This window comes from Luteipulveratus flavus, from assembly GCF_029439465.1.
Taxonomy (GTDB): Bacteria; Actinomycetota; Actinomycetes; order Actinomycetales; family Dermatophilaceae; genus Luteipulveratus; species Luteipulveratus flavus.
On record NZ_JAROAV010000024.1, the window covers coordinates 210,360 to 233,050 of the forward strand.

Genomic DNA, 22,691 nt, shown 5'->3' on the forward strand with positions numbered 1-22,691 from the left:
TCACGGGCGCAGCGCAGCCGCCTCCTGCGTCGCTCGCTCGGTCGCGGCCCGCAGGGCGAGCGGGTCCGGACCGGCGGCGAGCAGGCCGCGCGAGACCGCCGGCAGCACCTGGGACTCCGCCGCGCCGAACCCGCGACGGATGTCGTCGATCGTGGCCCCCTGCGCGCCGAGGCCGGGCGCCAGGAGCGGTGCCCTGCTGGTCGCGAGCGCGTCGGTGAGGCCGAGGTCGGCGAGGTCCTTGCCGATCGTCGCGCCGGTGACCAGCCCGAAGCTGGCGAGGCGGGTGCTCTCCGCCGCGTTGAGGGCCGTCACGCCGTCGATCACGGTCTGCGCGACGGTGACGCCGTCGCGGACGGCGTGCTGCACCGAGGCGCCCTCGGGGTTGGACGTCATCGCCAGCACGAACAGCCCACGCCCGGTCTCCCGGGCGAGGTCGACCGCCGGGGCCAGGGAGCCGAACCCGAGGTACGGGCTGACCGTGACGGCATCGGCGCGCAGCGGTGAGGCGTCACTCAGGTAGGCGTCGGCGTAGGCGCCCATCGTCGAGCCGATGTCGCCGCGCTTGACGTCCAGCAGGCTGAGCGTCCCGCTCCCGCGCAGGGCGGCGAGGACGTCCTCCAGGACGGCCACGCCGCGGGAGCCGTGCCGCTCGAAGAACGCCGACTGCGGCTTCACGACCGCCACGCGACCGGCATACGCCTCGAGGCAGATGTCGGCGAACCGGCGCAGCCCGTCCACGTCGTCCGCGAGCCCCCAGTCGCTCAGCAGGCTCGCGTGCGGGTCGATACCCGGGCAGAGCGGCCCGAACCGGTCGACGGCCTCCGTCAGCCGGGCACCGAACGTCGCGACCGGCGTGCTCACGCGCTCTGCTCCACAGTCCGACGCCCGTACAGGTCCAGGTCGGCGGCGTGCTCCTGGAGCGGCTTCACCGACATGGGTCCGGCCATCTGCGCCTCGATGCCCTGCACCGCGGCCGCGAGCTGCTGGACCGTCGTGATGATCGGCTTGTCCATGCTGGTGGTCGCCGCGCGGATCGCGTAGCCGTCGGCGCGCGCGTGGCTGCCGGACGGCGTGTTCACGACCATGCCGACCTCGCCCGACAGGATGTGGTCGACGATCGTGGGCTCGCCGTCGGCGCGCCTGCCCTCGTGGTGCTTGTGCACGACCTCGGCGTGAATCCCGTTGCGCCGCAGCACATCTGCCGTGCCGCTCGTCGCGAGCAGCCGGAACCCGAGGTCGGCCAGCCGCTTGACCGGGAAGATCATCGCCCGCTTGTCGCGGTTGGCGACCGAGACGAAGACCGTGCCGCTGGTCGGCAGGCCGGTGACCGAGCCGAGCTGACTCTTGGCGAACGCCGAGCCGAAGTCGGCGTCGATGCCCATGACCTCGCCGGTGCTGCGCATCTCCGGACCGAGCAGGCTGTCGACGACCTCGCCCTCGCGGGTGCGGAACCGCTTGAACGGCAGCACCGCCTCCTTGACGCAGACAGGCGCGTCGGCCGGCATCGCACCTCCGTCTCCCTCGGCCGGGAGCAGACCCTCGGACCGCAGGTCGGCGATGGTCGCGCCCAGCATCACCCGCGCGGCCGCCTTGGCCAGCGGCACGCCGGTCGCCTTCGCGACGAACGGGACCGTCCGGCTGGCGCGCGGGTTGGCCTCCAGGACGTACAGGACGTCCTGGGCGAGCGCGAACTGGACGTTCATCAGACCGCGGACGCCGATGCCCTCGGCCAGCGCGAGCGTCGAGCGGCGGACCCGCTCCAGCTCCCCCGCGCCGAGCGTGACCGGCGGCAGCACGCACGCTGAGTCGCCGGAGTGGATGCCGGCCTCCTCGATGTGCTCCATGATCCCGCCGAGGTACATCTCGTGGCCGTCGTACAGCGCGTCCACGTCGATCTCGATGGCGTCGTCGAGGAAGCGGTCGACCAGCACCGGGTGCTCCGGCGAGGCGGTGGTCGCCCGGGTGACGTACTCGCTGAGCGTCTCGTCGTCGTACACGATCTCCATGCCACGGCCGCCGAGGACGTACGAGGGCCGCACGAGCACGGGGTAGCCGATCTCCTGGGCGACCGCCACGGCCTCGTCCGCGCTGTAGGCGGTCCCGTGCCTCGGCGCCGGCAGGCCCGCCTCGGCGAGCACGCGGCCGAACGCGCCACGGTCCTCGGCCAGGTCGATGGCCTCCGGCGAGGTCCCGACCACCGGGACGCCCTCGGCCTTGAGCGCCTTGGCCAGGCCGAGCGGCGTCTGGCCGCCGAGCTGGACGATGACGCCGGCCAGCGGGCCCGCCTGCGCCTCGGCGTGGACGACCTCGAGGACGTCCTCCAGGGTGAGCGGCTCGAAGTAGAGCCGGCTGGAGGTGTCGTAGTCGGTCGAGACCGTCTCGGGGTTGCAGTTGACCATCACGGTGTCGAAGCCCTGCTCGCGCAGCGCGAAGCTGGCGTGCACGCAGGAGTAGTCGAACTCGACGCCCTGGCCGATGCGGTTGGGCCCGGAGCCGAGGATCAGCACGGCGGGGTTCTCCCGGGGCAGCACCTCCGACTCCTCGTCGTAGGAGCTGTAGTAGTACGGCGTCTCCGCGGCGAACTCGGCCGCGCAGGTGTCGACGGTCTTGTACACCGGGCGGACGCCGAGAGCGTGCCGGACGCCGCGCACGACCGACTCCGGCATCGCGCGCAGCTCGGCGATCTGGGCGTCGGAGAAGCCGTGCCGCTTGGCCGTGCGCAGCAGCCGGGGCGTCAGCTGGCTCGCGTCCGCGAGCTGCTCGGCGACGTCGTTGATCAGCTGGATCTGGTCCAGGAACCACGGATCGATCTTGGTGGCGTCGTGGACCTCCTCGACCGACAGGCCGCCGCGCAGCGCCTGCTGGACCAGCACCAGGCGGCCGTCGGTGGGCCGCTGGGCCTCCTCCAGCAGGGCCAGCGCCATCTCGCGCGAGGGCGCGGTGTCGCGCGACCAGTGGAACGAGGAGCCCTTGCGCTCCATCGAGCGCAGCGCCTTCTGCAGCGCCTCGGTGAAGCACCGCCCGATCGACATCGCCTCACCGACCGACTTCATCGTGGTCGTGAGCGTGGTGTCGGCCGCCGGGAACTTCTCGAACGCGAACCGGGGCACCTTGACCACGATGTAGTCGAGGGTGGGCTCGAAGCTCGCGGGCGTCTCCCGGGTGATGTCGTTCGGGACCTCGTCGAGGGTGTAGCCGATGGCCATCTTCGCGGCGATCTTGGCGATCGGGAACCCGGTCGCCTTGGACGCCAGCGCCGAGGAGCGGGAGACGCGCGGGTTCATCTCGATGACGATCATCCGACCGTCCTCGGGGTTGATCGCGAACTGGATGTTGCAGCCGCCGGTGTCGACGCCGACCTCACGGATCACGGCGATGCCGACGTCGCGCATCCGCTGGTACTCGCGGTCGGTCAAGGTCAGCGCCGGGGCGACGGTGATCGAGTCGCCGGTGTGCACGCCCATCGGGTCGAGGTTCTCGATGGAGCACACGACCACGACGTTGTCGGCATGGTCGCGCATGACCTCCAGCTCGTACTCCTTCCAGCCCAGGATCGACTCCTCCAGGAGCACCTCGGTGGTCGGGCTGGCCTGCAGGCCGGCCCCGGCCATCCGGCGCAGGTCCTGCTCGTCGTAGGCGAAGCCGGAGCCCAGGCCGCCCATGGTGAAGGACGGGCGGACGACGACGGGGTAGCCGAGCTGCTCGGCCGCGGCGAGCGTGCGCTCCAGGGCGAAGGCGACCTTCTCCCGGTCGGTCGCACCGGCCGGCGCGTCGTCGGCGTTGCAGATGAACGACGCGGCCGACTCGGCGCCGCAGCGCTCGACGACGCCCTTGAACCGCTCCCGGTCCTCACCGAGCTGGATCGCCTCGACGTTGGCGCCGATCAGCGGGCAGCCGTACTTCTCCAGCACGCCGGCCTCGTGCAGCGCGATCGCGGTGTTCAGCGCCGTCTGGCCGCCCAGCGTCGCCAGGACGGCGTCGGGGCGCTCCTTGGCGATGATCGACTCGACGACCTCGGGGGTGATCGGCTCGACGTACGTCGCGTCGGCGAACTCCGGGTCGGTCATGATCGTCGCGGGGTTGGAGTTGACCAGGACGACCCGCAGGCCCTCCTCGCGCAGCACCCGGCACGCCTGGGTGCCGGAGTAGTCGAACTCGCACGCCTGCCCGATGACGATCGGGCCGGACCCGATCACGAGCACGCTCTTGATGTCCTCACGCTTGGCCATCAGGCCGTCTCCTCACTGGTCGAGCGGGCGGACGCAGAGCGCTCTGGCGAGGCCGTGCCCATGAGCTCGATGAACCGGTCGAACAGGTACGCCGCGTCGTGCGGGCCGGCCGCGGCCTCGGGGTGGTACTGCACGGAGTACGCAGGCAGGTCGAGGCAGTCCAGTCCCTCGACGACGTCGTCGTTGAGGCAGATGTGGGAGACCCGCACCCGCCCGTAGGAGGTGCCGTTGTCCGCGTCGGACGGGGCGACCGTCTCACCCTCCAGCGGCGCGTCGACGGCGAACCCGTGGTTGTGCGCGGTGACCTCGACCTTGCCGGTGGTCCGGTCCAGCACCGGCTGGTTGATGCCGCGGTGGCCGTACTTGAGCTTGTACGTGCCGAAGCCGAGCGCCCGGCCGAGGATCTGGTTCCCGAAGCAGATGCCGAAGAACGGCAGCCGCGCGTCGAGCACCTCGCGCAGGACGTCGACCTGCGGTGCGGTCGCCGGGTCGCCGGGGCCGTTGGAGAAGAACACGCCGTCCGGCTGTACCGCGCGGATCTGCTCGAACGTCGCGTCGGCGGGCAGGACGTGCACCTCGATGCCCCGCTGCGCCATCAGGGCCGGCGTCATCGCCTTGATGCCCAGGTCCAGGGCCGCGACGGTGAAGCGCCGCTCCCCCCGCGCCGGGACGACGTACGCGTCATCGGTCGAGACCTGCGAGGCCAGCTCCGAGCCGGCCATCTCGGGCGCATCCTGGACGCGAGCGAGCAGGTCGTCCGCTCGCACGTCCAGGTGCTCACCGCTGAAGATGCCGACTCGCATCGCGCCGCGCTCGCGCAGGTGGCGGGTCAGCGCCCGGGTGTCGATGTCGCAGATGCCCACCACGCCCTGGTCGCGCAGGTCGTCCTCCAGCGTGCGGGCCGACCGCCAGCTCGACGGGCGGATCGCGGGGTCGCGCACGACGTAGCCCGCGACCCAGATGCGCCGCGACTCGGCGTCCTCGTCGTTCATCCCGGTGTTGCCGACGTGCGGGGCGGTCATGACCACGACCTGCTGGTGGTAGCTCGGGTCGGTGATCGTCTCCTGGTAGCCGGTCATGCCGGTGGAGAAGACGCCCTCGCCGACCGTCGAGCCGACTGCGCCGTACGCCAGCCCGGAGAACGTCCGACCGTCCTCGAGCACCAGCACCGCCGGCTCGCGCTGCGGGACCCGCGTCGCGCTCACACCCGTCTCCATCTCCACTGTCCGGTCGTCGCTCATCGGGTCACGCCTCCGTCGAGGTAGGTGGCCCGGCCGCGCAGGAAGGTCGCGTGCACCGCTCCCTTGAGGACGCGCCCGTGCCAGGGGTTGTTGCGGGAGAGCGACAGGGACCGGTCGCGGTCCACGGCACCCTCCGCGGAGGGGTCGAGCAGGACGAGGTTGGCCGGCTCCCCCGCCGCGAGCCGGCGGCCGTGACCGGTCAGGCTCGCGATCTGCGCCGGCCGGTGGGACATCGCCGCTGCGACCTCGTCCCAGGTCATCAGGCCGCTCTCGACCATCACCGTGGTGACGACCGCGAGCGCCTGCTCCAACCCGAGCATCCCGAACGCCGCCTCCGCAAAGGCGTGCTCCTTGTCGTGCCGGGCGTGCGGTGCGTGGTCGGTGGCGACCGCGTCGATGGTGCCGTCGGCGAGGGCCGCGCGCAGCGCCTCGACGTCCTCCTGCGGCCGCAGCGGTGGGTTCACCTTGAAGACCGGGTCGTACCCGCCGAGCAGGTCGGTGGTCAGCAGCAGGTGGTGCGGCGTCACCTCGGCCGTGACGGCGATGCCCTGGCTCTTGGCCCAGCGGAGCACCTCGACCGAGCCCGCGGTCGAGACGTGCGCGATGTGCACCCGCGAGCCGGTGTGGCGGGCGAGCATGACGTCGCGGGCGACGATGACCTCCTCGGCGACGCCGGGCCAGCCGGGCAGGCCGAGGCGGCCGGACAGCTCGCCCTCGTGGCAGCAGGCCTGACCGTCGGCCAGCCGCGGCTCCTGGGCGTGCTGGGACACCACGCCGCCGAACGCCTTGACGTACTCCAGCGCCCGGCGCATCAGCCGCGCGTCGTGAACGCACTTCCCGTCGTCGGAGAACACCCGGACGCCGGCGCGCGAGCGGGCCATCAGGCCGAGCTCGGCGAGCTGCTCCCCCGCCAGCGCCTTGGTGACCGCGCCGACCGGCTGGACGTCGACCAGACCGACCTTCTGACCGAGGTCGAGGACCCGCTCGGCCGCCTCGGCGGTGTCGGTGACCGGGTCGGTGTTGGCCATCGCGAGGACGGCGGTGAACCCGCCCGCGGCGGCCGCGGCGGAGCCGGTCTCGATGGTCTCGGCGTCCTCGCGTCCGGGCTCGCGCAGATGGGTGTGCAGGTCGACCAGACCGGGCAGCGCGACCAGGCCGTCCGCGTCGAGCACCGTCACGTCCTTCGGCGCGGACAGTGAGCCGACCTCGACGATCACGCCGTCGCGCAGCAGCAGGTCCGCGCGTCCCCCGCCGACCAGGTCGGCGCCGCGGACGACGTACGCCTGTCCGTCGCGAGTCGGGTTGGCGTGAGTCACTTCTCGGCTCCTTCGCTCGAGGCCAGCAGGTGGTAGAGGACGCTCATCCGGACGGCCACGCCGGCCGAGACCTGGTCCAGGATCAGCGAACGCGCCTCGTCCGCGGCGTCGGCGGTGATCTCCAGGCCGCGGTTCATCGGGCCCGGGTGGCAGATGACGGCGTGCTCGGGCAGCACCTTCAGCCGCTCGCGGGTGAGTCCGTAGCCGACGGTGTACTCGCGCGGCGTCGGGAAGTAGCCGCCGCTCATGCGCTCCTTCTGGACCCGCAGCATCATCGCGACGTCGACCTGCGGCAGCACCTCGTCCAGGTCGTAGGAGGTGTCGAAGCCATCCTCCTTGGCCCAGGCGCCGACGCCGCTGGGCATCAGCGTCGGCGGCGCGACCAGGGTCACGTGCGCGCCGAGGGTGCGCAGCAGGATCAGGTTGCTGCGCACCACGCGGGAGTGGGTGAGGTCGCCGACGATCGCGACGTGCCGTCCGTCCAGGTCACCGATCCGGCGGCGGATCGTGTACGCGTCCAGCAGCGCCTGGGTGGGGTGCTCGTGAGTGCCGTCGCCCGCGTTGACGACCATGGCGTCGACCCACTGGGCGACCTGCTGGGGTGCACCGCTGGCGTGGTGCCGGATCACCAGTCCGTCCACGCCCATCGCGGCCACCGTCATGACGGTGTCGCGCAGCGACTCGCCCTTGCTCACCGAGGACCCCTTCGCAGACACATTGATGACGTCGGCGGACAGCCACTTGCCGGCGATCTCGAACGAGCTGCGGGTCCGGGTGGAGTCCTCGAAGAAGAGGTTGACGATCGTGCGCCCGCGCAGCGCGGGGAGCTTCTTGACCTCGCGGTCCTGGACCTGGTGCATCTGCTCGGCGGTCTGCAGGATCTGCAGCGCCTCGTCGCGGGCCAGGTCGGCAGCGCTCAGCAGGTGCCTCATCGGGCCTGTCCTTCCGTCGGGCCCGCCACGATGCGGACCTCCTCGATGCCGTCGTGGTCCTGCAGCCGGACGCGGACCCGTTCGGCCTTCGCGGTGGGCAGGTTCTTGCCGACGTGGTCGGCCCGGACGGGCAGCTCGCGGTGACCGCGGTCGACGAGGACGACGAGCCGGACCGCTCGCGGTCGTCCGAGGTCGCCCAGCGCGTCCAGCGCCGCGCGCACCGTGCGCCCGGAGTAGAGGACGTCGTCGACCAGCACGACGATCTTGTCGTCGATGCCGCCGCTGGGGATCGTCGTGGCATGCGCCGTGCGGACCGGCTGACGACGCAGGTCGTCGCGGTACATGGTCACGTCGAGCGCACCGACCGGGACGTCGACGCCCTCGACCTGGGCGATCGCCGCGACCAGCCGTTCGGCGAGCTCGACGCCGCGGGTCGGGATGCCGAGCACGACCAGGTCGTCGGCTCCCTTGTTGTGCTCGAGCACCTCGTGCGCCATCCGCCGCAGGGCGCGGGAGACATCGGCGGAGCTGAGGACCACACGACCGGACGACGGAGCCGAGGGCTGCGACGCCGCCGGGGGTAGGGCAGAGTCAGGACGCGACATGGCGTCAGGACCTCCTTCGCCGCCTCACGGGACGGATCGTTAAAGGATGTCTGTCGGCCAGAGATGTTACCCGGCCGCAACGGCCGGACCGGCACCGGGCACGCCCGCTTCCCGCGTCGGCGCCTTCCACGACCCCCGGCGAGCGACCGGCCGGTCCTCGCTCAGTCGCGCATGGCCGCGCGCAGCTCCTCACGCGAGCTGATGCCGAGCTTGAGGTAGACGTGCCTCAGGTGGTACTCGACCGTCTTGGGACTCAGGAAGAGCGCGACCGCGGCCTGGCGCGTCGTGCTGCCGGCCGCCAGCAGCCCGGCGATCTGCCGCTCCTGCGGCGTCAGCGCCGCCGTCGCGCCCTCCCCGTGCCGCACGGCGGTGTCACCCGTCGCCTCCAGCTCGGCGGCGGCCCGGTCCGCCCACGGTGCGGCGCCCAACCGTTCGAACGTCGACAGCGCCGCCCGCAGGGGCCGACGCGCGTCGACGCGGCGTCGCGAACGCCTCAGCCAGGCGCCCAGCACCAGCCGCGTCCGCGCCGACTCGTAGTCGTCCGGCGAGCGGTCGTGGCAGGCCAGCGCCGCGGCGAACTGCTCCTCCGCCTGCTCGCCGTCCACCGTCAGCGCCTTCGCCCGGTGGGCACGGGCGAGCGCCCACGGCTGTCCCTTCGCCTCGGCCGACCCGAGGAAGGTGTCCGCCAGGGCCGGCGCCCGTTCGCCGTCGCCCTGCAGCCGGTGGCACTCGACCAGCTCGGGCGCCGGCGACAGGTCGGGGTCGGTCACCCCGAGCCCGTCCAGCAGGTCGCCGACCGCGGTGTACGCCGCGGTCGCCTCGGCGATCTGCCCCGCCGCCATGGCCCGGTCCGCCAGCGCCCAGGCGGCCCATACCGACGCGAGGTGCGCGTCGTGCACCTGCGCCAGCCGGCCCCCCTCCTCCGCGTGCCGCCGGGCGGCCTCGTCGTGCCCGCGGCGTGCCTCGAGCCAGGCGAGCCCGCCGAGAGCGAGCGCCAGGTCGGTGAGATGGCCGGACTCCCGGGCCAGGCGGACGGCCTCGGTGTACGTCGCCTCGGCGTCGGCCCAGCGGTCGGAGCCGGCCTGGTCGCGCGCGATGAGCAGGAGGAGGAACGGCAGCATCCCGACCGAGGCACTCTCACGGACTCGCTGCACGGCCGCAGTCATCGCCGCCCGTACGGCGGTGCTGCCCTCCCGCAGGAAGAGCGGTCCGACGAGGGACCAGCGGAACTGCCACTGGTCGGTGTCGGCGCAGGCCGCGTCGTGGGACATCCCGCGTCGCACCAGCTCGGATCCTCGGCCCGCCTGACCCCCGAGCACCAGCGCGACGCCCGCGGCCAGATCAGCCACCCGCTGCGACCCCGGATCGACTCCGGCCGCACGCAGCGCGAGAAGTCTCTCGGCCGCGGCCAGCCCGGAGGTGGTGTCGCACAGGTACAGACAGGTCTCGACCGCCTCCGCGAGCATGAGCGTGGCCGCCCCGGGGTCGCTCGACTCGACCAGCCGGGCGGCGCCGAGCTGCAGGTCGCGGGCGGTCGCCAGGGAGCCGCACCGCCCCTCGATCGCGCCCAGCCGCGCCATCGCGACCGCTTTCACCGGCGGTGTCCGCGCGAGGTCCAGCGCACCGCGCACCAGAGCCGTCGCGTCGGTCGTCCCTCCGGCCAGCCACGCCTGCTCGCCCGCGTGCAGCAGCCACTGCGACCGGCTGTCGGTCTCCTCGGTGAGGGCCGCCGCACGCTGCCACTGGGCCGCGGCGACGCCGTACGCCCCTCGCCGACCGGAGTCGCGCGCCGCGTCGACCAGGAGGCCCGCGGCATCGGGGTCGGGGCCGACGGCCGCCTCGGCGAGGTGCCAGGCCCGGCGCCCCAGCCGGCCCTCGCCCCGCGCCTCCGGCCCGGCCTCGATGGCCGCGGCCAGAGCGGTGTGGGCCGCCCGTCGGGCAGGGGGGTCGGCCGCTCCGAGGACGGCGGCCCGGACGAGCGGGTGACGGAACTCCAGCCGGCCTCGGTCGAGCTCGACCAGCCCGGCGCGTTCGGCGTCGGCCAGCGAGGCGGCGTCCAGGCCCTGCGCCGCGCAGGCCCGCCGGAGCACGGCCACGTCGTGGCTGTCGGTGGCTGCGAGGAGGAGCACTCCCTGGACGTCGGCGTCCAGGGCTCGCACCCGTCGGGAGTAGGCCGCGAGCAGGGTGCCGGTGAGCGGCAGCACCGTTCCCGGTGGAGCCGCGGCGAGGCGGTCGGCCTCATCGGCCAGCTCCACGACGGCCAGCGGGTTGCCCCCGGTCGCCTCGTGGAAGCGCGTCAGGCCGGCGCCCGTACGGCCGACGGCGACACCGGACGTACCCGGTGCCCGGAGGCCCTCCAGGAGCGTTCCCGTCTCCTCGAGCGTGAGCGGGCCGAGGGTGAGGTACGGCAGGTCCACGAGCGGGGACGCCGGATCAGGGCGCATCGCGACGAGGACGCCGACCGGGTCGGAGACCAGCCGGCGCGCGGCGAACGCGATCGCCTGGGCCGACGGCGTGTCGAGCAGGTGGGCGTCGTCGACCAGCGCGAGGACGGGAGCATCGTCGGCCGCCCTGGTCAGCAGTCCCAGCAGCGCCGCCCCGACCGCGAACCGTTGCGGCACACCGCCGCGCCGCAGGGCGAGGGCGACCGCCAACGCGTCCGTCTGAGGGCCGGGGAGCTCCTCGAGCAGGTCCAGCAGCGGCGTGCACAGCTGGTGCAGGCCCCCGAAGGCGACCTCGCGCTCGGCCTCCACGCCGCGGACGGTGATGAGCCGCAGACCCTCCGCCTGCTGCTCGGCACGACGCAGGAGGGTGGTCTTGCCGATACCGGGATCACCGCTGACCACGAGGACGCGGCTCTGGCCGAGACGGGCTCCGGCAAGGAGTCGTTCGACGGCACGCTGCTCGACCTCGCGCCCCACCAGCACCCTCTCGATTCTAGGGCCGGATCACGGGCAGCCGAAGGGCGTCGCAGCCGCCGACCCATGGGTGGTGGACCGCTCATCACCAGGGGGGTCACCGGATTCGGCCGGCGCCCCGCCGCCTCTACCGTCCGAAGCACGAGCACCTCGCTCGACCGGAACAAGGAGTGCACCCATGACCACCGAGACCAGCGCGGCACCAACGATCGATGCGGACCGGCTGATGGCCTTCGTCTTCAAGGCCGTCGACGAGGTCGGAGCCACGCTCAACACCGCCCTCGTCGTCCTGGGCGACAAGCTCGGCTACTACCGGGCGATGGCGGAGTCGGGACCGACGACGGCGTCACGCCTCGCACAGGACACCGGCACCGACGAGCACTACGCGCGGGAGTGGCTCAACGCGCAGGCCGCCGGCGGCTACGTCACCTACGACGCCGCGGACGGCAGGTACACCCTCCCGCCGGAGCAGCAGGCGGCGCTGACGGACCCGAGCAGCCCGGCCTACCTCCCCGGCTTCTTCCAGATCGCCCTCGGCACCGTGCACGGCACCGACCGCATCGTGGCCGCCGCACGCAGCCAGTCCGGAGTGGGCTGGCACGAGCACGACGCGGACGTCCACGACGGCTGCGAGCGGTTCTTCCGCACGATGTACAACGCCCACCTGGTGGGCGAGTGGCTGCCGGCCCTGGACGGTGTCGTGGACAAGCTGGAGCGCGGCGCCCGGGTCGCTGACGTCGGGTGCGGGCACGGCGCGTCCACGATCATCATGGCTCAAGCCTTCCCGCGCTCGACCTTCGTCGGCTCCGATTACCACGAGGCCTCCGTCGAGCAGGCGCGCGCCCGCGCGCAGCAGGCGGGAGTGGCCGACCGGGTGACGTTCGAGGTGGCCACCGCCCAGACCTTCTCCGGCAGCGGGTTCGACCTCGTCACGACCTTCGACGCCCTGCACGACATGGGCGACCCCGTCGGGGCCGCTCAGCGGGTGCGCGCATCGCTCGACCCGGACGGGACCTGGATGGTGGTCGAGCCCATGGCCGGGGACACGGTCGCGGACAACCTCAACCCGGTCGGGCGGGCCTACTACGGCTTCTCCACCCTCCTGTGCACGCCCGCGTCCCTGGCTCAGGAGGTCGGTCTGGCGCTCGGGACGCAGGCCGGCCCGGCCCGGATCCGCGACGTGGTGACGACGGGCGGGTTCACCCGGTTCGCCAGCGTGGCGCAGACCCCGTTCAACCGGGTTCTTGAGATCCGCCCCTGACCGGACGGGGAGGACACTGGTCCCGATGGGTCCTGCGGTCGAGGTGGCACCGGCCGCCGAGCACGGCACCGTCATGGAGCTCACCGCCTGCCGGACGCCGTTCCTCTACGTCCCGCTACGGCACCACTTCGAGCAGAACTTCCACGTCCGGCACCGGCTGGAGCAGTATCACGCCGGGACGATGCTGCCGTACGAGCAGGCAGCCGACCCGGACGCGCTGGCGGCCGCGATCGTCCGGCACCTCGGACGCGAGGTCGACTACCTGCCGGTCGAGAGCGACGGAGCCGCGCGCGCGGCCGCGTGGCTGGCCGAGCTCGTCTGAGACGCGCGGCTCGACCGGGGACGAGACCGCTCAGCGCAGCAGCACGTAGCCGTGCAGCAGCACGAGCAGCACGGGCTGGTGGAGGAGGTAGATCGCCAGCGTGTGACGGCCCAGGAAGGCCAGTGCACCGCCGGCCCCCCGCTCGGGACGCCAGGACGCGAGCCGCTCCTCGGTCGCCGACCCCTGCAGGGACCGCATCACGAGCACACCGGCCAGGGTGAGCGCGAGCATCGGCAGCAGCGGCGCGCTGTCGATGGTCGGACGGACGCCCTCGGTGAGGCCGGTCCAGGACCACCAGCGGGAGTCGCCGGGGATCGTGACCAGCTGCGGGAGCGCGACCGCGAGACCGATCGCGCCGACGGCGGTGGCGCGCGAGGCGTGGACGAACGGCAGCGCCAGCACCGAGCTCACCGCGATGGCGTGCAGGATGCCGAAGGACACCCACTGGTGAGGGAGGAAGAGGTACGTCGCGACGCTGACGAGAACGGCGTACCCGACCAGCTGCACCTCGCGCCGCCAGAAGGACGCCGCCCGGAAGCGCTCGCGGTGCGCCAGCACCAGGCTCACCCCGACCAGCAGCAGGAAGGTGCCGGCGATCGTGTGCGAGATCGCCCGCCCCCAAGGGGTGCTGCCGATGTGGGTGCCGATGAGGTCCAGCGAGCCCAGGTCCCAGGTCAGGTGGAACGCGATGACCGCGAGGATCGCGACCCCGCGGACGACGTCGACGGCAACCAGACGGGTCGCGGTGGTGGACGCGGGACGGCGGCGGGCGGTCAGAGTCATCCTGGGTCGGACTCGGGTCGGCTCCATCTGGCTCCCTCGCGGCATCGCGCGTCAGACCAGGGTCGGCTTGACCTCGGCCAGGCGCGCGAGGAGGCCGTTGACGAACGAGGGCGACTCGTCGGTCGACAGCTCGGTGGCCAGCGCGACCGCCTCGGAGATGACGACGGCGTCCGGCACGTCGTCCTCGTACAGCAGCTCGTACGTCGCGACGCGCAGCAGGGCGCGGTCGACCGCGGGCATGCGCTCCAGGGGCCAGCCCTGGGAGTAGGTCGTCAGCGCCTCGTTGATCGGGTGCCACTTGCCGACGACCCCGCGCACGAGCTCACCGGTGTACGCCGGCAGTGGCGCCGGCGTCACCGGTGCGACCACCCGCTCGTCCAGCAGCGTCACGGCGTTCACGCCGCGCTGCTCGGCCTCGAAGAGCAGGTCGAGGGCCCTCTTACGGGCCTTGGTCCGAGCGGAGGCCATGGGTCAGCTGACCCGGCCGAGGTAGGAGCCGTCGCGGGTGTCGACCTTGACCTTGGTGCCCTGCTCGAGGAACAGCGGGACCTGGATCTCGGCGCCGGTCTCCAGGGTCGCCGGCTTGCTGCCGCCGGTGGAGCGGTCGCCCTGCAGGCCCGGCTCGGTGTGCGCGATCTCCAGCACGACCGAGGCGGGGAGCTCGACGTACAGGACCGTGCCCTCGTGCTGGGCGACGATCGCCTCCTGGTTCTCCAGCAGGTAGTTCGCGACGGTGCCGACCGTGGCCTCGGGGATGTGGATCTGGTCGTACGTCTTGGTGTCCATGAAGACGTAGTCCGTGCCGTCCTTGTACAGGTACTGCATGTCGGAGCGGTCGACGCTCGCCGTCACGACCTTGACGCCCGCGTTGAAGGTCTTGTCGACGACCTTGCCCGAGAGGACGTTCTTGAGCTTGGTACGGACGAAGGCCGGGCCCTTGCCCGGCTTGACGTGCTGGAACTCGACGACGGACCACAGCTGGCCCTCCAGGTTGAGCACCAGGCCGTTCTTCAGGTCGTTCGTGCTTGCCACGCGTTCATCTCTCTCGTACGCCGGGAGGGCACCGGCGCGGGCCTCGGCCCGGGCATGACGGCACCCGTACAGATCTGGGGTTTCCGGTCGAGTCTACCGGCTCGCTCGGGTGGAGGGGTACGCGCGCGGCCCGGCGCCGAGCGGACGGCGAATGGCGTGGCGTACGGATCGGGGCCAGACTGCGCGGCATGACGAAGTGGTCCCGAGCGCTGTCCGCCGTCCCGCTGCTCGCCACGGCGGGCCTGGCCGCCTGGGACATGACCCAGAAGAAGCACGCCCTGCTGCGCAACTTCCCGGTGATCGGCCACGGCCGCTACCTGCTGGAGAAGATCGGCCCCGAGCTGCGGCAGTACATCATCACCAGCAACGACGCGGAGCGGCCGTTCAGCCGCGACCAGCGCAGCTGGATCTACGCCTCGTCCAAGGGCGAGAACAACTACTTCGGCTTCGGTACCGACGACGACATGGAGGACAACGTCGGGTACCCGGTCATCAAGCACCGCACCTTCACCGCCACGCCGCCGCCCAGCGGCTCGCACACCGCCGACGACGTCGTCCTGCCCGGCGCCAAGGTCCTCGGCGGCCCGCGCGGGCGTCGGAAGGCCTTCCGGCCGGGCTCGGTCGTCAACGTCTCGGCGATGAGCTTCGGGTCCCTGTCCGGACCGGCGGTCGAGGCGATCAACCAGGGTGTGCGGCTGGCCGGTGCCCTGCACAACACCGGCGAGGGCGGGCTGTCGCGGCACCACCGCCAGGGCGGCGACCTGGTCCTGCAGATCGGCACCGGCTACTTCGGCTGCCGGGACGAGCGCGGCAGGTTCGACCTGGGGCTGCTCAAGGAGGTCGTGGCGAGCGCGCCGGTCAGGGCCATCGAGGTCAAGCTGAGCCAGGGCGCCAAGCCCGGCCTCGGCGGCGTGCTGCCCGCGGCCAAGCTCACCTCCGAGATCGCGCAGATCCGCGGTGTTCCGCTGGGCCACGACGTGGTGAGCCCGTCCCGGCACGCGGAGTTCACCGACATCGACTCGATGCTGGACTGGATCGAGCGCATCGCCGACGAGACCGGCCTGCCCGTCGGGATCAAGTCCGCGGTGGGCGACCTCGGCTTCTGGGACGACCTCGTCGAGCAGATGGCCCGTGGTGACCGCGGCGTCGACTTCGTCACCGTCGACGGCGGCGAGGGCGGGACGGGCGCCGCACCGCTGGTGTTCAGCGACGCCGTCGCGCTGCCGTACTTCGTCGCGTTCACGCGGGTGTACGGCCGGTTCGCCCGCGCGGGTCTGACCGACGAGGTGACCTTCATCGGCTCCGGCAAGCTCGGGCTGCCCAAGGCGGCGACGATGGCCTTCGCGCTCGGGGCCGACCTGGTCAACGTGGCCCGCGAGGCGATGCTGTCGATCGGCTGCATCCAGTCGCAGAAGTGCCACACCGACACCTGCCCCACCGGCGTCGCGACGCAGAACCCGTGGCTGGTCCGCGGCCTGGACCCGGCCCTGAAGTCGGTGCGCCTCGCGACCTACCTGCGCACCCTGCGGCGTGACCTGCTCAAGGTGTCCGAGGCCGTGGGCGTGCTGCACCCCGGCCTGATCGACCCGGACGACATCGAGCTGCTCGAGGGGACCCGGCACGGTGTGCCACTGCGTGAGGTGTACGGCTACGAGCCGGGATGGGGCCGCCTCGGCGACGCTGTCGCACAAGAGATCAGCGCGCTGATGACGGGCACGGCACCCGTCGGCGGATCGGCAGCGCCCTCGGCCACGGCGGATTAGCGCCCGTCCAGCCAGCGCGCCCACGCCACGCCGAGCTCGAGCCGGCTCCGGGTCCCGAACGCCGCGGCGAGCTCGGCCACATCCGCGCGCACCGTCCGGCTGGTGATACCGAGGACCCGCGCCACGGACTCGTCGCCGGCACCTTGCGCCAGCAGCGCCATGATCCGCAGCTGGCGGTACGTCGGCGCGATTGCCTTCGACCGCCAGGACGGCTGGATCGGCACGGAGATCTCCGCGAGGCGGTCCAGGTACCGGTTCGCCGAGCGCACCACGCTGCGGTCCGTCGCGACGATGAGCGCCGGGTCGTTGCGGCCCGTGCCCACGAGGACGATGCGCCGGTCGAGCACGGTGAGTGAGAGTGGGGTCCGCGGCGCCTTGGCGAGCGAACCCACGGCGTTCGGGCCGGCCAGGTATGCGTCCGTGTAGGCGGGGGCGAACCCGTCCATCCGGACCCCGCGGGCCAGCGACCGGGCGTTGAGCATAGTCGAGTGCTCGCTCGAGTAGCTTCGGGGAATGCGGGAAACCCGTCTCAGCGAGTCCCGGCATCCAGGCTCGAGTGACGCCATCCCCCGATCGGCCTCGTGCTCGCCCATCCAGATGGCGTCAATGCCCGAGATGTCAGCCGCGGACCGCTCGCAGAGCAGCGGGTGCGTCGACGGCACCGCCTCCGGCGTCTCCAGGGTCGCCGCGATAGCGATCGTCTCGCGCAGGAACGGCATCGGCGCCTTCAGGGCGCTCTCGTCGGTCACGCGTCCTCCACCACAGGTCGCTGTCCCCTCGCTATCGCTGCGCCCGCACTGCCTCGAAGGCCGACCGCAGCTGCGCGCCGGTCGGGCCTTCCAGACGCGTGGGCCGGGCGACGCTCTCGAGCACGACGAAGCGCAGCAGCGAGCCCCGCGACTTCTTGTCGCGGCGCATGGCCGTGAGCAGGGCCTCCCACGACCCGCCGTCGTACGAGGTCGGCAGCCCGACCGATCGCAGCACCTCCCGGTGCCGCTCGACGACGCCGCGGTCCAGCACGCCGGCGGCGGCGCCGAGCTCGGCCACGTAGACCATGCCGACGGAGACGGCCTCCCCGTGCCGCCAGGTGTACGCCTCGACCTGCTCGATCGCATGCCCGAAGGTGTGCCCGTAGTTGAGGATCTCGCGCAGCGAGGACTCGCGCAGGTCCTGGGAGACGACCTCGGCCTTGACCGCGACCGCGCGCTCGACGAGCTCGCGCAGCACCGGGCCGTCGACGTCGAGAGCGGCTGACGGGTCGGCCTCCACCAGCTCCAGGATGCGCGGGTCGGCGATGAACCCGCACTTGATCACCTCGGCCAGGCCGGCGACCAGGTCGGCGCGCGGCAGCGTCCGGAGGGTCCAGAGGTCCGCGAGCACACCGGCCGGCGGATGGAACGCGCCGACGAGGTTCTTGCCCTCGGGGGTATTGATGCCGGTCTTGCCGCCGACCGCGGCGTCGACCATGCCCAGCAGCGTCGTCGGGACCTGCACGACCGGTACGCCGCGCAGCCAGGTGGCCGCCACGAACCCGGCGAGATCGGTGGTCGCTCCCCCGCCGAGGCCGACGACCACGTCGGTCCGGGTGAACCCGCGCCGCCCGAGCAGCGACCAGAGCCCTGCAGCGACGTCAGCGGTCTTGGCCCGCTCGGCGTCCGGGACCTCGGCGTCGACGACCTCCAGCCCGGCCGCCTCCAGCGCCGTCCGGACCGCGTCGGCCGGGCCGGGAAGGCTCGGTGCGCGGACGAGGAGGACCCGCTCGGCACGCTCACCGACCAGACCGGGCAGGTCCGCCCAGGCGTCCTCGCCGATCACCACGTCGTAGTCGTCACCGACACGGACGATCGTGCGGCTCACGGGGTCTCCCGCAGGACCCGCGCGATCTCCTCGGCGACGACGTCCGCGGGCTTCCCCGCGGTGTCGACCCGGTGGCCGGAGAGCCCCTCGTAGGTCGGGCGACGCTCTCTCATCAGCCGGGTCCAGGTCGCCCGCGGGTTCACCGCCAGGAGCGGCCGGGTGCCGTCCAGCCCGATCCGAGGCGCCGCGTCCGTGATCGACACGTCGAGGAAGACGACGGTGTGGCCCGACAGCGCCTCGGCCACCGGCTCCTGCATGGGGGCGCCCCCACCGAGGGCCACCACACCGGCCTCCGTGGCCAGGGCAGCGCGTACCGCGTCGGCCTCCAGGGCGCGGAAGGCGGGCTCACCGTCCTCGACGAAGATCTCCGAGATGCTGCGACCCGTGCCGGCCTCCACGGCTTCGTCGGTGTCGACGAAGGACACGCCCAGACGTTCGGCCAGGGCGCGGCCGGTCGTCGTCTTGCCAGACCCGGGCGGACCGATCAGGACCACGAGTGGACGGCTGGGGTCCGCCGCTGCGCTCACCACGACCTCATCCCCTCCGGCACCCCGTCGAGGTAGCCGGCAAGGTTGCGCCGCGACTCCGTCACGGAGTCGCCGCCGAACTTCTCCAGGCAGGCCTGCGCGATGACCAGCGCCACCATCGCCTCCGCGACCACCCCCGCCGCCGGGACGGCGCAGACGTCCGATCGCTGGTGGATCGCCGTCGCCTCCTCGCCCGTGGCCACGTCCACCGTCCGCAGCGCGCGCGGCACCGTGCTGATCGGCTTCATCGCAGCCCGCACCCGGAGCACGTCGCCGGTGGACATGCCGCCTTCGGTCCCGCCCGCCCGGTTGGAGCTGCGCCGGATCACGCCGTCGTCGCGCGTCATCTCGTCGTGGGCGGCCGAGCCGCGGCGCGCGGCCGTGGTGAACCCGTCGCCCACCTCGACGCCCTTGATCGCCTGGATGCTCATCAGCGCGCCGGCCAGCCGTGCGTCCAGCCGCCGGTCCCAGTGGACGTGCGACCCGAGCCCGGGCGGCAGACCGTAGGCGAGCACCTCGACGACGCCGCCCAGGGTGTCGCCGTCCTTCTTCGCGGCGTCCACCTCGGCGACCATCGCGCGCGAGCCGTCGGCGTCGAGCGTGCGCACCGGATCGGCGTCCAGGCGGTCGACGTCGTCCGGCCCCGGCAGCGGCGCGTCGTCCGACACCGACGCCGTACCGATCGAGACGGTGTGCGAGACCAGCCGGACGCCGTACGCCTCCTGCAGGAAGCGCGCCGCGACCTCGCCCAGCGCCACCCGTGCCGCCGTCTCTCGGGCCGAGGCACGCTCCAGGACGGGTCGCGCCTCGCCGAACCCGTACTTCTGCATACCGACCAGGTCGGCGTGGCCGGGCCGCGGCCGGGTCAGCGGACGGTTGCGAGCGAGCTCCTTCTCGGCGCCCACGTCGTTCGCGGCGGCCAGGTCGGTCGGCTCGACGGGGTCCGGGCTCATCACGGTCTCCCACTTGGGCCACTCGGTGTTGGCGATGTGCACCGCAACCGGGCCGCCGATGGTCTCCCCGTGCCGCACCCCGCCCAGGAAGTCGACCTGGTCCTTCTCGAACGACATCCGTGCCCCCCGGCCGTAGCCCAGCCGGCGGCGGGCCAGGGCGCCCTGGAGGTCGGAGGTGGTCACGTGCACGCCGGCGGGCAGCCCCTCGAGCACGGCCACGAGAGCGGGGCCGTGGGACTCACCGGCAGTCAACCAACGCAGCATGCTCGCGATCCTGCCACGGGGCCGGTGGCGGCCCGGCGGGCGCCCTCAGCCTGAGACAGCGGCCCGACCGACCGTCTGCATCTGCTCCAGCGGCGCGGGCTTGCCGGTCATCAGGGTGAACTGGTCGGCCGCCTGGTGGACGAGCATCTCGATTCCGCCGACGACGACGGTCCCGCGCGCGGCGAGCACCTGGGCGAGGACCGTCGGCCAGCCGTCGTACACCACGTCCAGCAGCACCTGACCGTGCGGCGCGTCCCGGTCGATCGCCCCGCTCTCGACCGCCGCGCCGACCGCGCGGGCCAGACCGTCCGAGGCCCGCGCTGGGGTGGTGCTGACCACGACGTCCGCATCGGCCCACGCCGCGATCGCCTCGGTGCCGACGACGATGCGCACGTCGAGGCCGTGGTCGCGGGCCTGGGCGAGCGTGCTCTCCCGAGGCACGTCGCGGACCACGAACGTCACCTCACGCACCTGGAGGCGTGCGAGGGCCGCGAGGACCGAGCGGGCGGTCGCTCCCGAACCGAGCACCGTCGCCCTGCGCGCCGGGCGGACCCTGCCCACGCCCGCGGCGGCCAGCGCAGCGCGGACACCCTCGACATCGGTGTTGTCCGCGCGCCACCTGCCGTCCGCCCGCCGCAGGAGCGTGTTGGCCGCGCCGACCTGCAGGGCGAGCGCTGTCGAGTCGGCCGCGACCAGCAACGCCTCCTCCTTCAGGGGCATCGTCAGCGACAGCCCTCGCCACTGCGGCCCGAGGCCGAGCACGAAGTCGGCCAGACCGTCGCGCCTCACCTCGTACGCGTCGTACGTCCACTCGCTCAGCCCGCTGCACTCGTAGGCCGTGCGGTGCAGCAGCGGCGACAACGAGTGCGAGACGGGTGATCCCAGGACCGCCGCGCGCGCGTGCATCAGCACCGGCCGGGGTTGGCCTTGCACCACGCCCGGAACAGCGCGACGTTCTTGTTGTGCTCCGCCAGCGTCGAGGAGAAGCGGGTCTCACCGGTCTGCTGGTTGACGGTCACGAAGTACAGCCAGCTGCCCGGCGCCGGCGACTGGGCCGCCTTGATCGCCTCGATGCCCGGGTTGTCGACCGGCGCCGGAGGCAGACCGGCGTGCTTGTAGGTGTTGTACGGGCTGGTGCTGTCGCGTTCCTTGTCGCTGGTGGTCACCGTGCCGCGCTTCTTGTGCAGGTAGTGGATGGTCGAGTCCATCTGCAGGCGGCCATTGGTCGCCGGGTTCGGCTTGAGCCGGTTCTCGATGACGCGGGCCACCTTCGGGCCGTCCTGACCGAGCTTGGACTCCGCCTGCACGATGCTCGCGATCGTCATGACCCGACTGACCTGGTCCGCCGGGATGTTCAGGCTCGCCGTGCGCCGCTTGAACTCCGCGACCATCGTGCGCAGCTGGTCGGTGGCCGTCGCACCGTCGGCGAACAGGTACGTCGAGGGGAACAGGTAGCCCTCGACGCGTCCGTTCGCGCCTTCGGGCAGGTCCAGCGCGGCGGCGTCGACCGCGGAGTAGTCCGCGAGCGGCGTGCCCGTGGCCTTCGAGAGCCGCGCGTAGATCTCGGTCGCCCACAGGCCCTCCGGGATCGTCACGCCGCCCTTGCGGGCCGACGGGTCCAGCATCAGCTGCAGCGCGGCGGAGGAGCTCATCTGGCGTCGCAGCGTGTAGGAGCCCGGCTGCAGCCTGGCGGCCTGCGGCTCGGCGGCGAACGCCTGCGCGAACCGGTTGCCGGACTTCACGACGCCGGCCTTCTCCAGGGCCGCACCGATCTGGCTGCCCGTGTCGCCCCGGCGGACGGTGATGACGGCGGACCCGCTGCCGGTGCCGGTGTAGTCAGCCCCGGCGGTCTGCGAACCGCCCCCACCCCACGACGGCAGGCTCGGGCCGAGGGCCTTGAACGCCACGAAACCTCCCGCGCCGACGAGCACCAGCGCGAGCAGGAGCGGCAGCCACGGACGCCGACGCCGGCGGGGCGGGTCGCCGTACTCGACCCAGGAGTCCTCCGGCGCCTGCACCGCCTGACGGTCGGCGTTCTCGCGCGCCTCACGTCGGCTGGCCGGCGCAGCGTAGCCGCCCGGCTGGTACGAGGCGTCGTCGCCGGAGCCGCTGCCGGCTGCGCCGACGACGGTCTCGTCGCCGTCGCCTCCGAAGATCGAGTCGCTCAGATGGGGCTCGTTCATCCTTGACCTTCCGAGGAGCGGGCACGGCGTGCCCGTGGCTTACGTCCCCCGAGGAGCTCACCGGCAGGCTGACCTGATCGGCGCTCCGAGTCAAGCGCGACCTGCAGGATCAGGACAGCTGCCTGCTGGTCGACCCGGGAGCGCTGCTCCCGACCGGACACCCCGCTCTCGCGCAGCGACCGGTGCGCGTCGACCGTCGTCAGCCGTTCGTCGACCAGACGGACCGGCACGCCGGGCAGCTCGGCCTGCAGCAGCTTCGCCCAGGCGCGCGCCTCCTGGGCGGCCGGCCCCTCGTCCCCCGACAACGAGCGCGGCAGCCCGACGACGACCTCGATGGCCTCCCGCCCGCGCGCGGCCTGCGCCACCTCTCGGATGTCGCCGTGGCGCGACGGCTCGCGCACCAGGGTCGCGACCGGGGTGGCCAGGACGCCGCCGGGGTCGCTGGCCGCGAGGCCGACCCGGACCGACCCGACATCGACGCCCAGCCGGACCCCGGCCCGCACGG

General features: G+C 72.9%; 20 protein-coding genes. 3 read left to right on the forward strand and 17 right to left on the reverse strand.

The genetic code is table 11. The annotated features are described in order from the left end of the window. From pyrF to P4R38_RS07900, 7 genes are all read right to left on the reverse strand, one after another. On the reverse strand, positions 1–861 hold the full coding sequence (pyrF, locus tag P4R38_RS07870; protein WP_277191776.1) for an orotidine-5'-phosphate decarboxylase: 861 nt from the start codon (positions 859–861) through the stop codon (positions 1–3). After that, positions 858–4,229, reverse strand: coding sequence for a carbamoyl-phosphate synthase large subunit (gene carB / locus P4R38_RS07875; protein WP_277191777.1), 3,372 nt, complete (start codon positions 4,227–4,229; stop codon positions 858–860). The genes pyrF and carB overlap by 4 nt, the downstream gene beginning before the upstream one ends. Beyond that, a complete protein-coding gene (gene carA, locus P4R38_RS07880; RefSeq protein WP_409201246.1) occupies positions 4,229–5,470 on the reverse strand; it encodes a glutamine-hydrolyzing carbamoyl-phosphate synthase small subunit in 1,242 nt (413 codons plus the stop codon). Before carA ends, carB begins: the two co-directional genes overlap by 1 nt. Continuing rightward, complete coding sequence (locus tag P4R38_RS07885; RefSeq protein ID WP_277191778.1) at positions 5,467–6,786, reverse strand: dihydroorotase; 1,320 nt, start codon at positions 6,784–6,786, stop codon at positions 5,467–5,469. Before P4R38_RS07885 ends, carA begins: the two co-directional genes overlap by 4 nt. Then, positions 6,783–7,718: an aspartate carbamoyltransferase catalytic subunit gene (locus P4R38_RS07890; protein WP_277191779.1), complete on the reverse strand. Its 936-nt coding sequence runs from the start codon at positions 7,716–7,718 to the stop codon at positions 6,783–6,785. The genes P4R38_RS07885 and P4R38_RS07890 overlap by 4 nt, the downstream gene beginning before the upstream one ends. Next, on the reverse strand, positions 7,715–8,323 hold the full coding sequence (gene pyrR, locus P4R38_RS07895) for a bifunctional pyr operon transcriptional regulator/uracil phosphoribosyltransferase PyrR (protein WP_275238586.1): 609 nt from the start codon (positions 8,321–8,323) through the stop codon (positions 7,715–7,717). Before pyrR ends, P4R38_RS07890 begins: the two co-directional genes overlap by 4 nt. A gap of 161 nt (positions 8,324–8,484) precedes the next feature. Then, positions 8,485–11,250 carry a helix-turn-helix transcriptional regulator gene (locus tag P4R38_RS07900; RefSeq protein ID WP_277191780.1) on the reverse strand — a complete coding sequence of 922 codons (2,766 nt, stop codon included), beginning with the start codon at positions 11,248–11,250 and terminating at the stop codon, positions 8,485–8,487. Positions 11,251–11,419: 169 nt separating this feature from the next. On the opposite strand from P4R38_RS07900, the gene P4R38_RS07905 reads away from it, so the two are divergent. Together P4R38_RS07905 and P4R38_RS07910 are read left to right on the forward strand one after the other, a co-directional pair. Beyond that, on the forward strand, positions 11,420–12,502 hold the full coding sequence (locus tag P4R38_RS07905) for a class I SAM-dependent methyltransferase (protein WP_277191781.1): 1,083 nt from the start codon (positions 11,420–11,422) through the stop codon (positions 12,500–12,502). Between the two features lie 25 nt (positions 12,503–12,527). After that, entirely contained in the window at positions 12,528–12,824 is a 297-nt protein-coding gene (locus P4R38_RS07910) for a hypothetical protein (RefSeq protein WP_277191782.1), read from the forward strand. 30 nt (positions 12,825–12,854) lie between these two features. On the opposite strand, the gene P4R38_RS07915 is transcribed toward P4R38_RS07910, so the two are convergent. From P4R38_RS07915 to efp, 3 genes are read right to left on the reverse strand one after another with little or no spacing between them, the layout of a single operon-like run. Then, positions 12,855–13,607: a DUF1624 domain-containing protein gene (locus P4R38_RS07915; protein ID WP_277191783.1), complete on the reverse strand. Its 753-nt coding sequence runs from the start codon at positions 13,605–13,607 to the stop codon at positions 12,855–12,857. A 51-nt stretch (positions 13,608–13,658) separates the two neighbouring features. Beyond that, positions 13,659–14,075, reverse strand: coding sequence for a transcription antitermination factor NusB (gene nusB, locus P4R38_RS07920; RefSeq protein WP_275238588.1), 417 nt, complete (start codon positions 14,073–14,075; stop codon positions 13,659–13,661). Between the two features lie 3 nt (positions 14,076–14,078). After that, positions 14,079–14,639: an elongation factor P gene (efp, locus tag P4R38_RS07925; protein WP_275238589.1), complete on the reverse strand. Its 561-nt coding sequence runs from the start codon at positions 14,637–14,639 to the stop codon at positions 14,079–14,081. A 188-nt stretch (positions 14,640–14,827) separates the two neighbouring features. Here efp and P4R38_RS07930 point away from each other — a divergent pair, with 188 nt between their 5' ends. Then, a complete protein-coding gene (locus tag P4R38_RS07930) occupies positions 14,828–16,402 on the forward strand; it encodes an FMN-binding glutamate synthase family protein (protein WP_277191784.1) in 1,575 nt (524 codons plus the stop codon). Here the strand turns inward: P4R38_RS07930 and P4R38_RS07935 are convergent. The 7 genes from P4R38_RS07935 to ruvX are packed head-to-tail and all read right to left on the reverse strand — an operon-like array spanning position 16,399 to position 22,689. Beyond that, on the reverse strand, positions 16,399–17,151 hold the full coding sequence (locus tag P4R38_RS07935) for a helix-turn-helix transcriptional regulator (RefSeq protein WP_277191785.1): 753 nt from the start codon (positions 17,149–17,151) through the stop codon (positions 16,399–16,401). The two genes, P4R38_RS07930 and P4R38_RS07935, sit on opposite strands and share 4 nt — an antisense overlap. Before the next feature lie 31 nt (positions 17,152–17,182). Continuing rightward, positions 17,183–18,259, reverse strand: coding sequence for a 3-dehydroquinate synthase (gene aroB, locus P4R38_RS07940; RefSeq protein ID WP_277191786.1), 1,077 nt, complete (start codon positions 18,257–18,259; stop codon positions 17,183–17,185). Continuing rightward, positions 18,256–18,789: a shikimate kinase gene (locus tag P4R38_RS07945; protein WP_409201247.1), complete on the reverse strand. Its 534-nt coding sequence runs from the start codon at positions 18,787–18,789 to the stop codon at positions 18,256–18,258. Before P4R38_RS07945 ends, aroB begins: the two co-directional genes overlap by 4 nt. Next, positions 18,783–20,003, reverse strand: a complete 1,221-nt coding sequence (gene aroC / locus P4R38_RS07950; protein WP_277191788.1) for a chorismate synthase — start codon at positions 20,001–20,003, stop codon at positions 18,783–18,785. Before aroC ends, P4R38_RS07945 begins: the two co-directional genes overlap by 7 nt. A 45-nt stretch (positions 20,004–20,048) precedes the next feature. Further along, positions 20,049–20,909: a shikimate dehydrogenase gene (locus tag P4R38_RS07955; protein WP_277191825.1), complete on the reverse strand. Its 861-nt coding sequence runs from the start codon at positions 20,907–20,909 to the stop codon at positions 20,049–20,051. Further along, on the reverse strand, positions 20,909–22,186 hold the full coding sequence (gene mltG, locus P4R38_RS07960) for an endolytic transglycosylase MltG (RefSeq protein WP_277191789.1): 1,278 nt from the start codon (positions 22,184–22,186) through the stop codon (positions 20,909–20,911). The genes P4R38_RS07955 and mltG overlap by 1 nt, the downstream gene beginning before the upstream one ends. Then, positions 22,183–22,689: a Holliday junction resolvase RuvX gene (gene ruvX, locus P4R38_RS07965; RefSeq protein WP_275238597.1), complete on the reverse strand. Its 507-nt coding sequence runs from the start codon at positions 22,687–22,689 to the stop codon at positions 22,183–22,185. The genes mltG and ruvX overlap by 4 nt, the downstream gene beginning before the upstream one ends. Between the last annotated feature and the right edge of the window lie 2 nt (positions 22,690–22,691).

Excerpts from the sequence above, each read along its gene's own strand:
- pyrR (WP_275238586.1), bottom strand. The coding sequence starts at position 8,323 with ATGTCGCGTCCTGACTCTGCCCTACCCCCGGCGGCGTCGCAGCCCTCG.
- carA (WP_409201246.1), bottom strand. The coding sequence starts at position 5,470 with ATGAGCGACGACCGGACAGTGGAGATGGAGACGGGTGTGAGCGCGACG.
- mltG (WP_277191789.1), bottom strand. The coding sequence starts at position 22,186 with ATGAACGAGCCCCATCTGAGCGACTCGATCTTCGGAGGCGACGGCGAC.
- nusB (WP_275238588.1), bottom strand. The coding sequence starts at position 14,075 with ATGGCCTCCGCTCGGACCAAGGCCCGTAAGAGGGCCCTCGACCTGCTC.
- aroC (WP_277191788.1), bottom strand. The coding sequence starts at position 20,003 with ATGCTGCGTTGGTTGACTGCCGGTGAGTCCCACGGCCCCGCTCTCGTG.
- carB (WP_277191777.1), bottom strand. The coding sequence starts at position 4,229 with ATGGCCAAGCGTGAGGACATCAAGAGCGTGCTCGTGATCGGGTCCGGC.
- P4R38_RS07915 (WP_277191783.1), bottom strand. The coding sequence starts at position 13,607 with ATGACTCTGACCGCCCGCCGCCGTCCCGCGTCCACCACCGCGACCCGT.
- P4R38_RS07955 (WP_277191825.1), bottom strand. The coding sequence starts at position 20,909 with ATGCACGCGCGCGCGGCGGTCCTGGGATCACCCGTCTCGCACTCGTTG.
- P4R38_RS07930 (WP_277191784.1), top strand. The coding sequence starts at position 14,828 with ATGACGAAGTGGTCCCGAGCGCTGTCCGCCGTCCCGCTGCTCGCCACG.
- P4R38_RS07905 (WP_277191781.1), top strand. The coding sequence starts at position 11,420 with ATGACCACCGAGACCAGCGCGGCACCAACGATCGATGCGGACCGGCTG.
- P4R38_RS07890 (WP_277191779.1), bottom strand. The coding sequence starts at position 7,718 with ATGAGGCACCTGCTGAGCGCTGCCGACCTGGCCCGCGACGAGGCGCTG.
- P4R38_RS07910 (WP_277191782.1), top strand. The coding sequence starts at position 12,528 with ATGGGTCCTGCGGTCGAGGTGGCACCGGCCGCCGAGCACGGCACCGTC.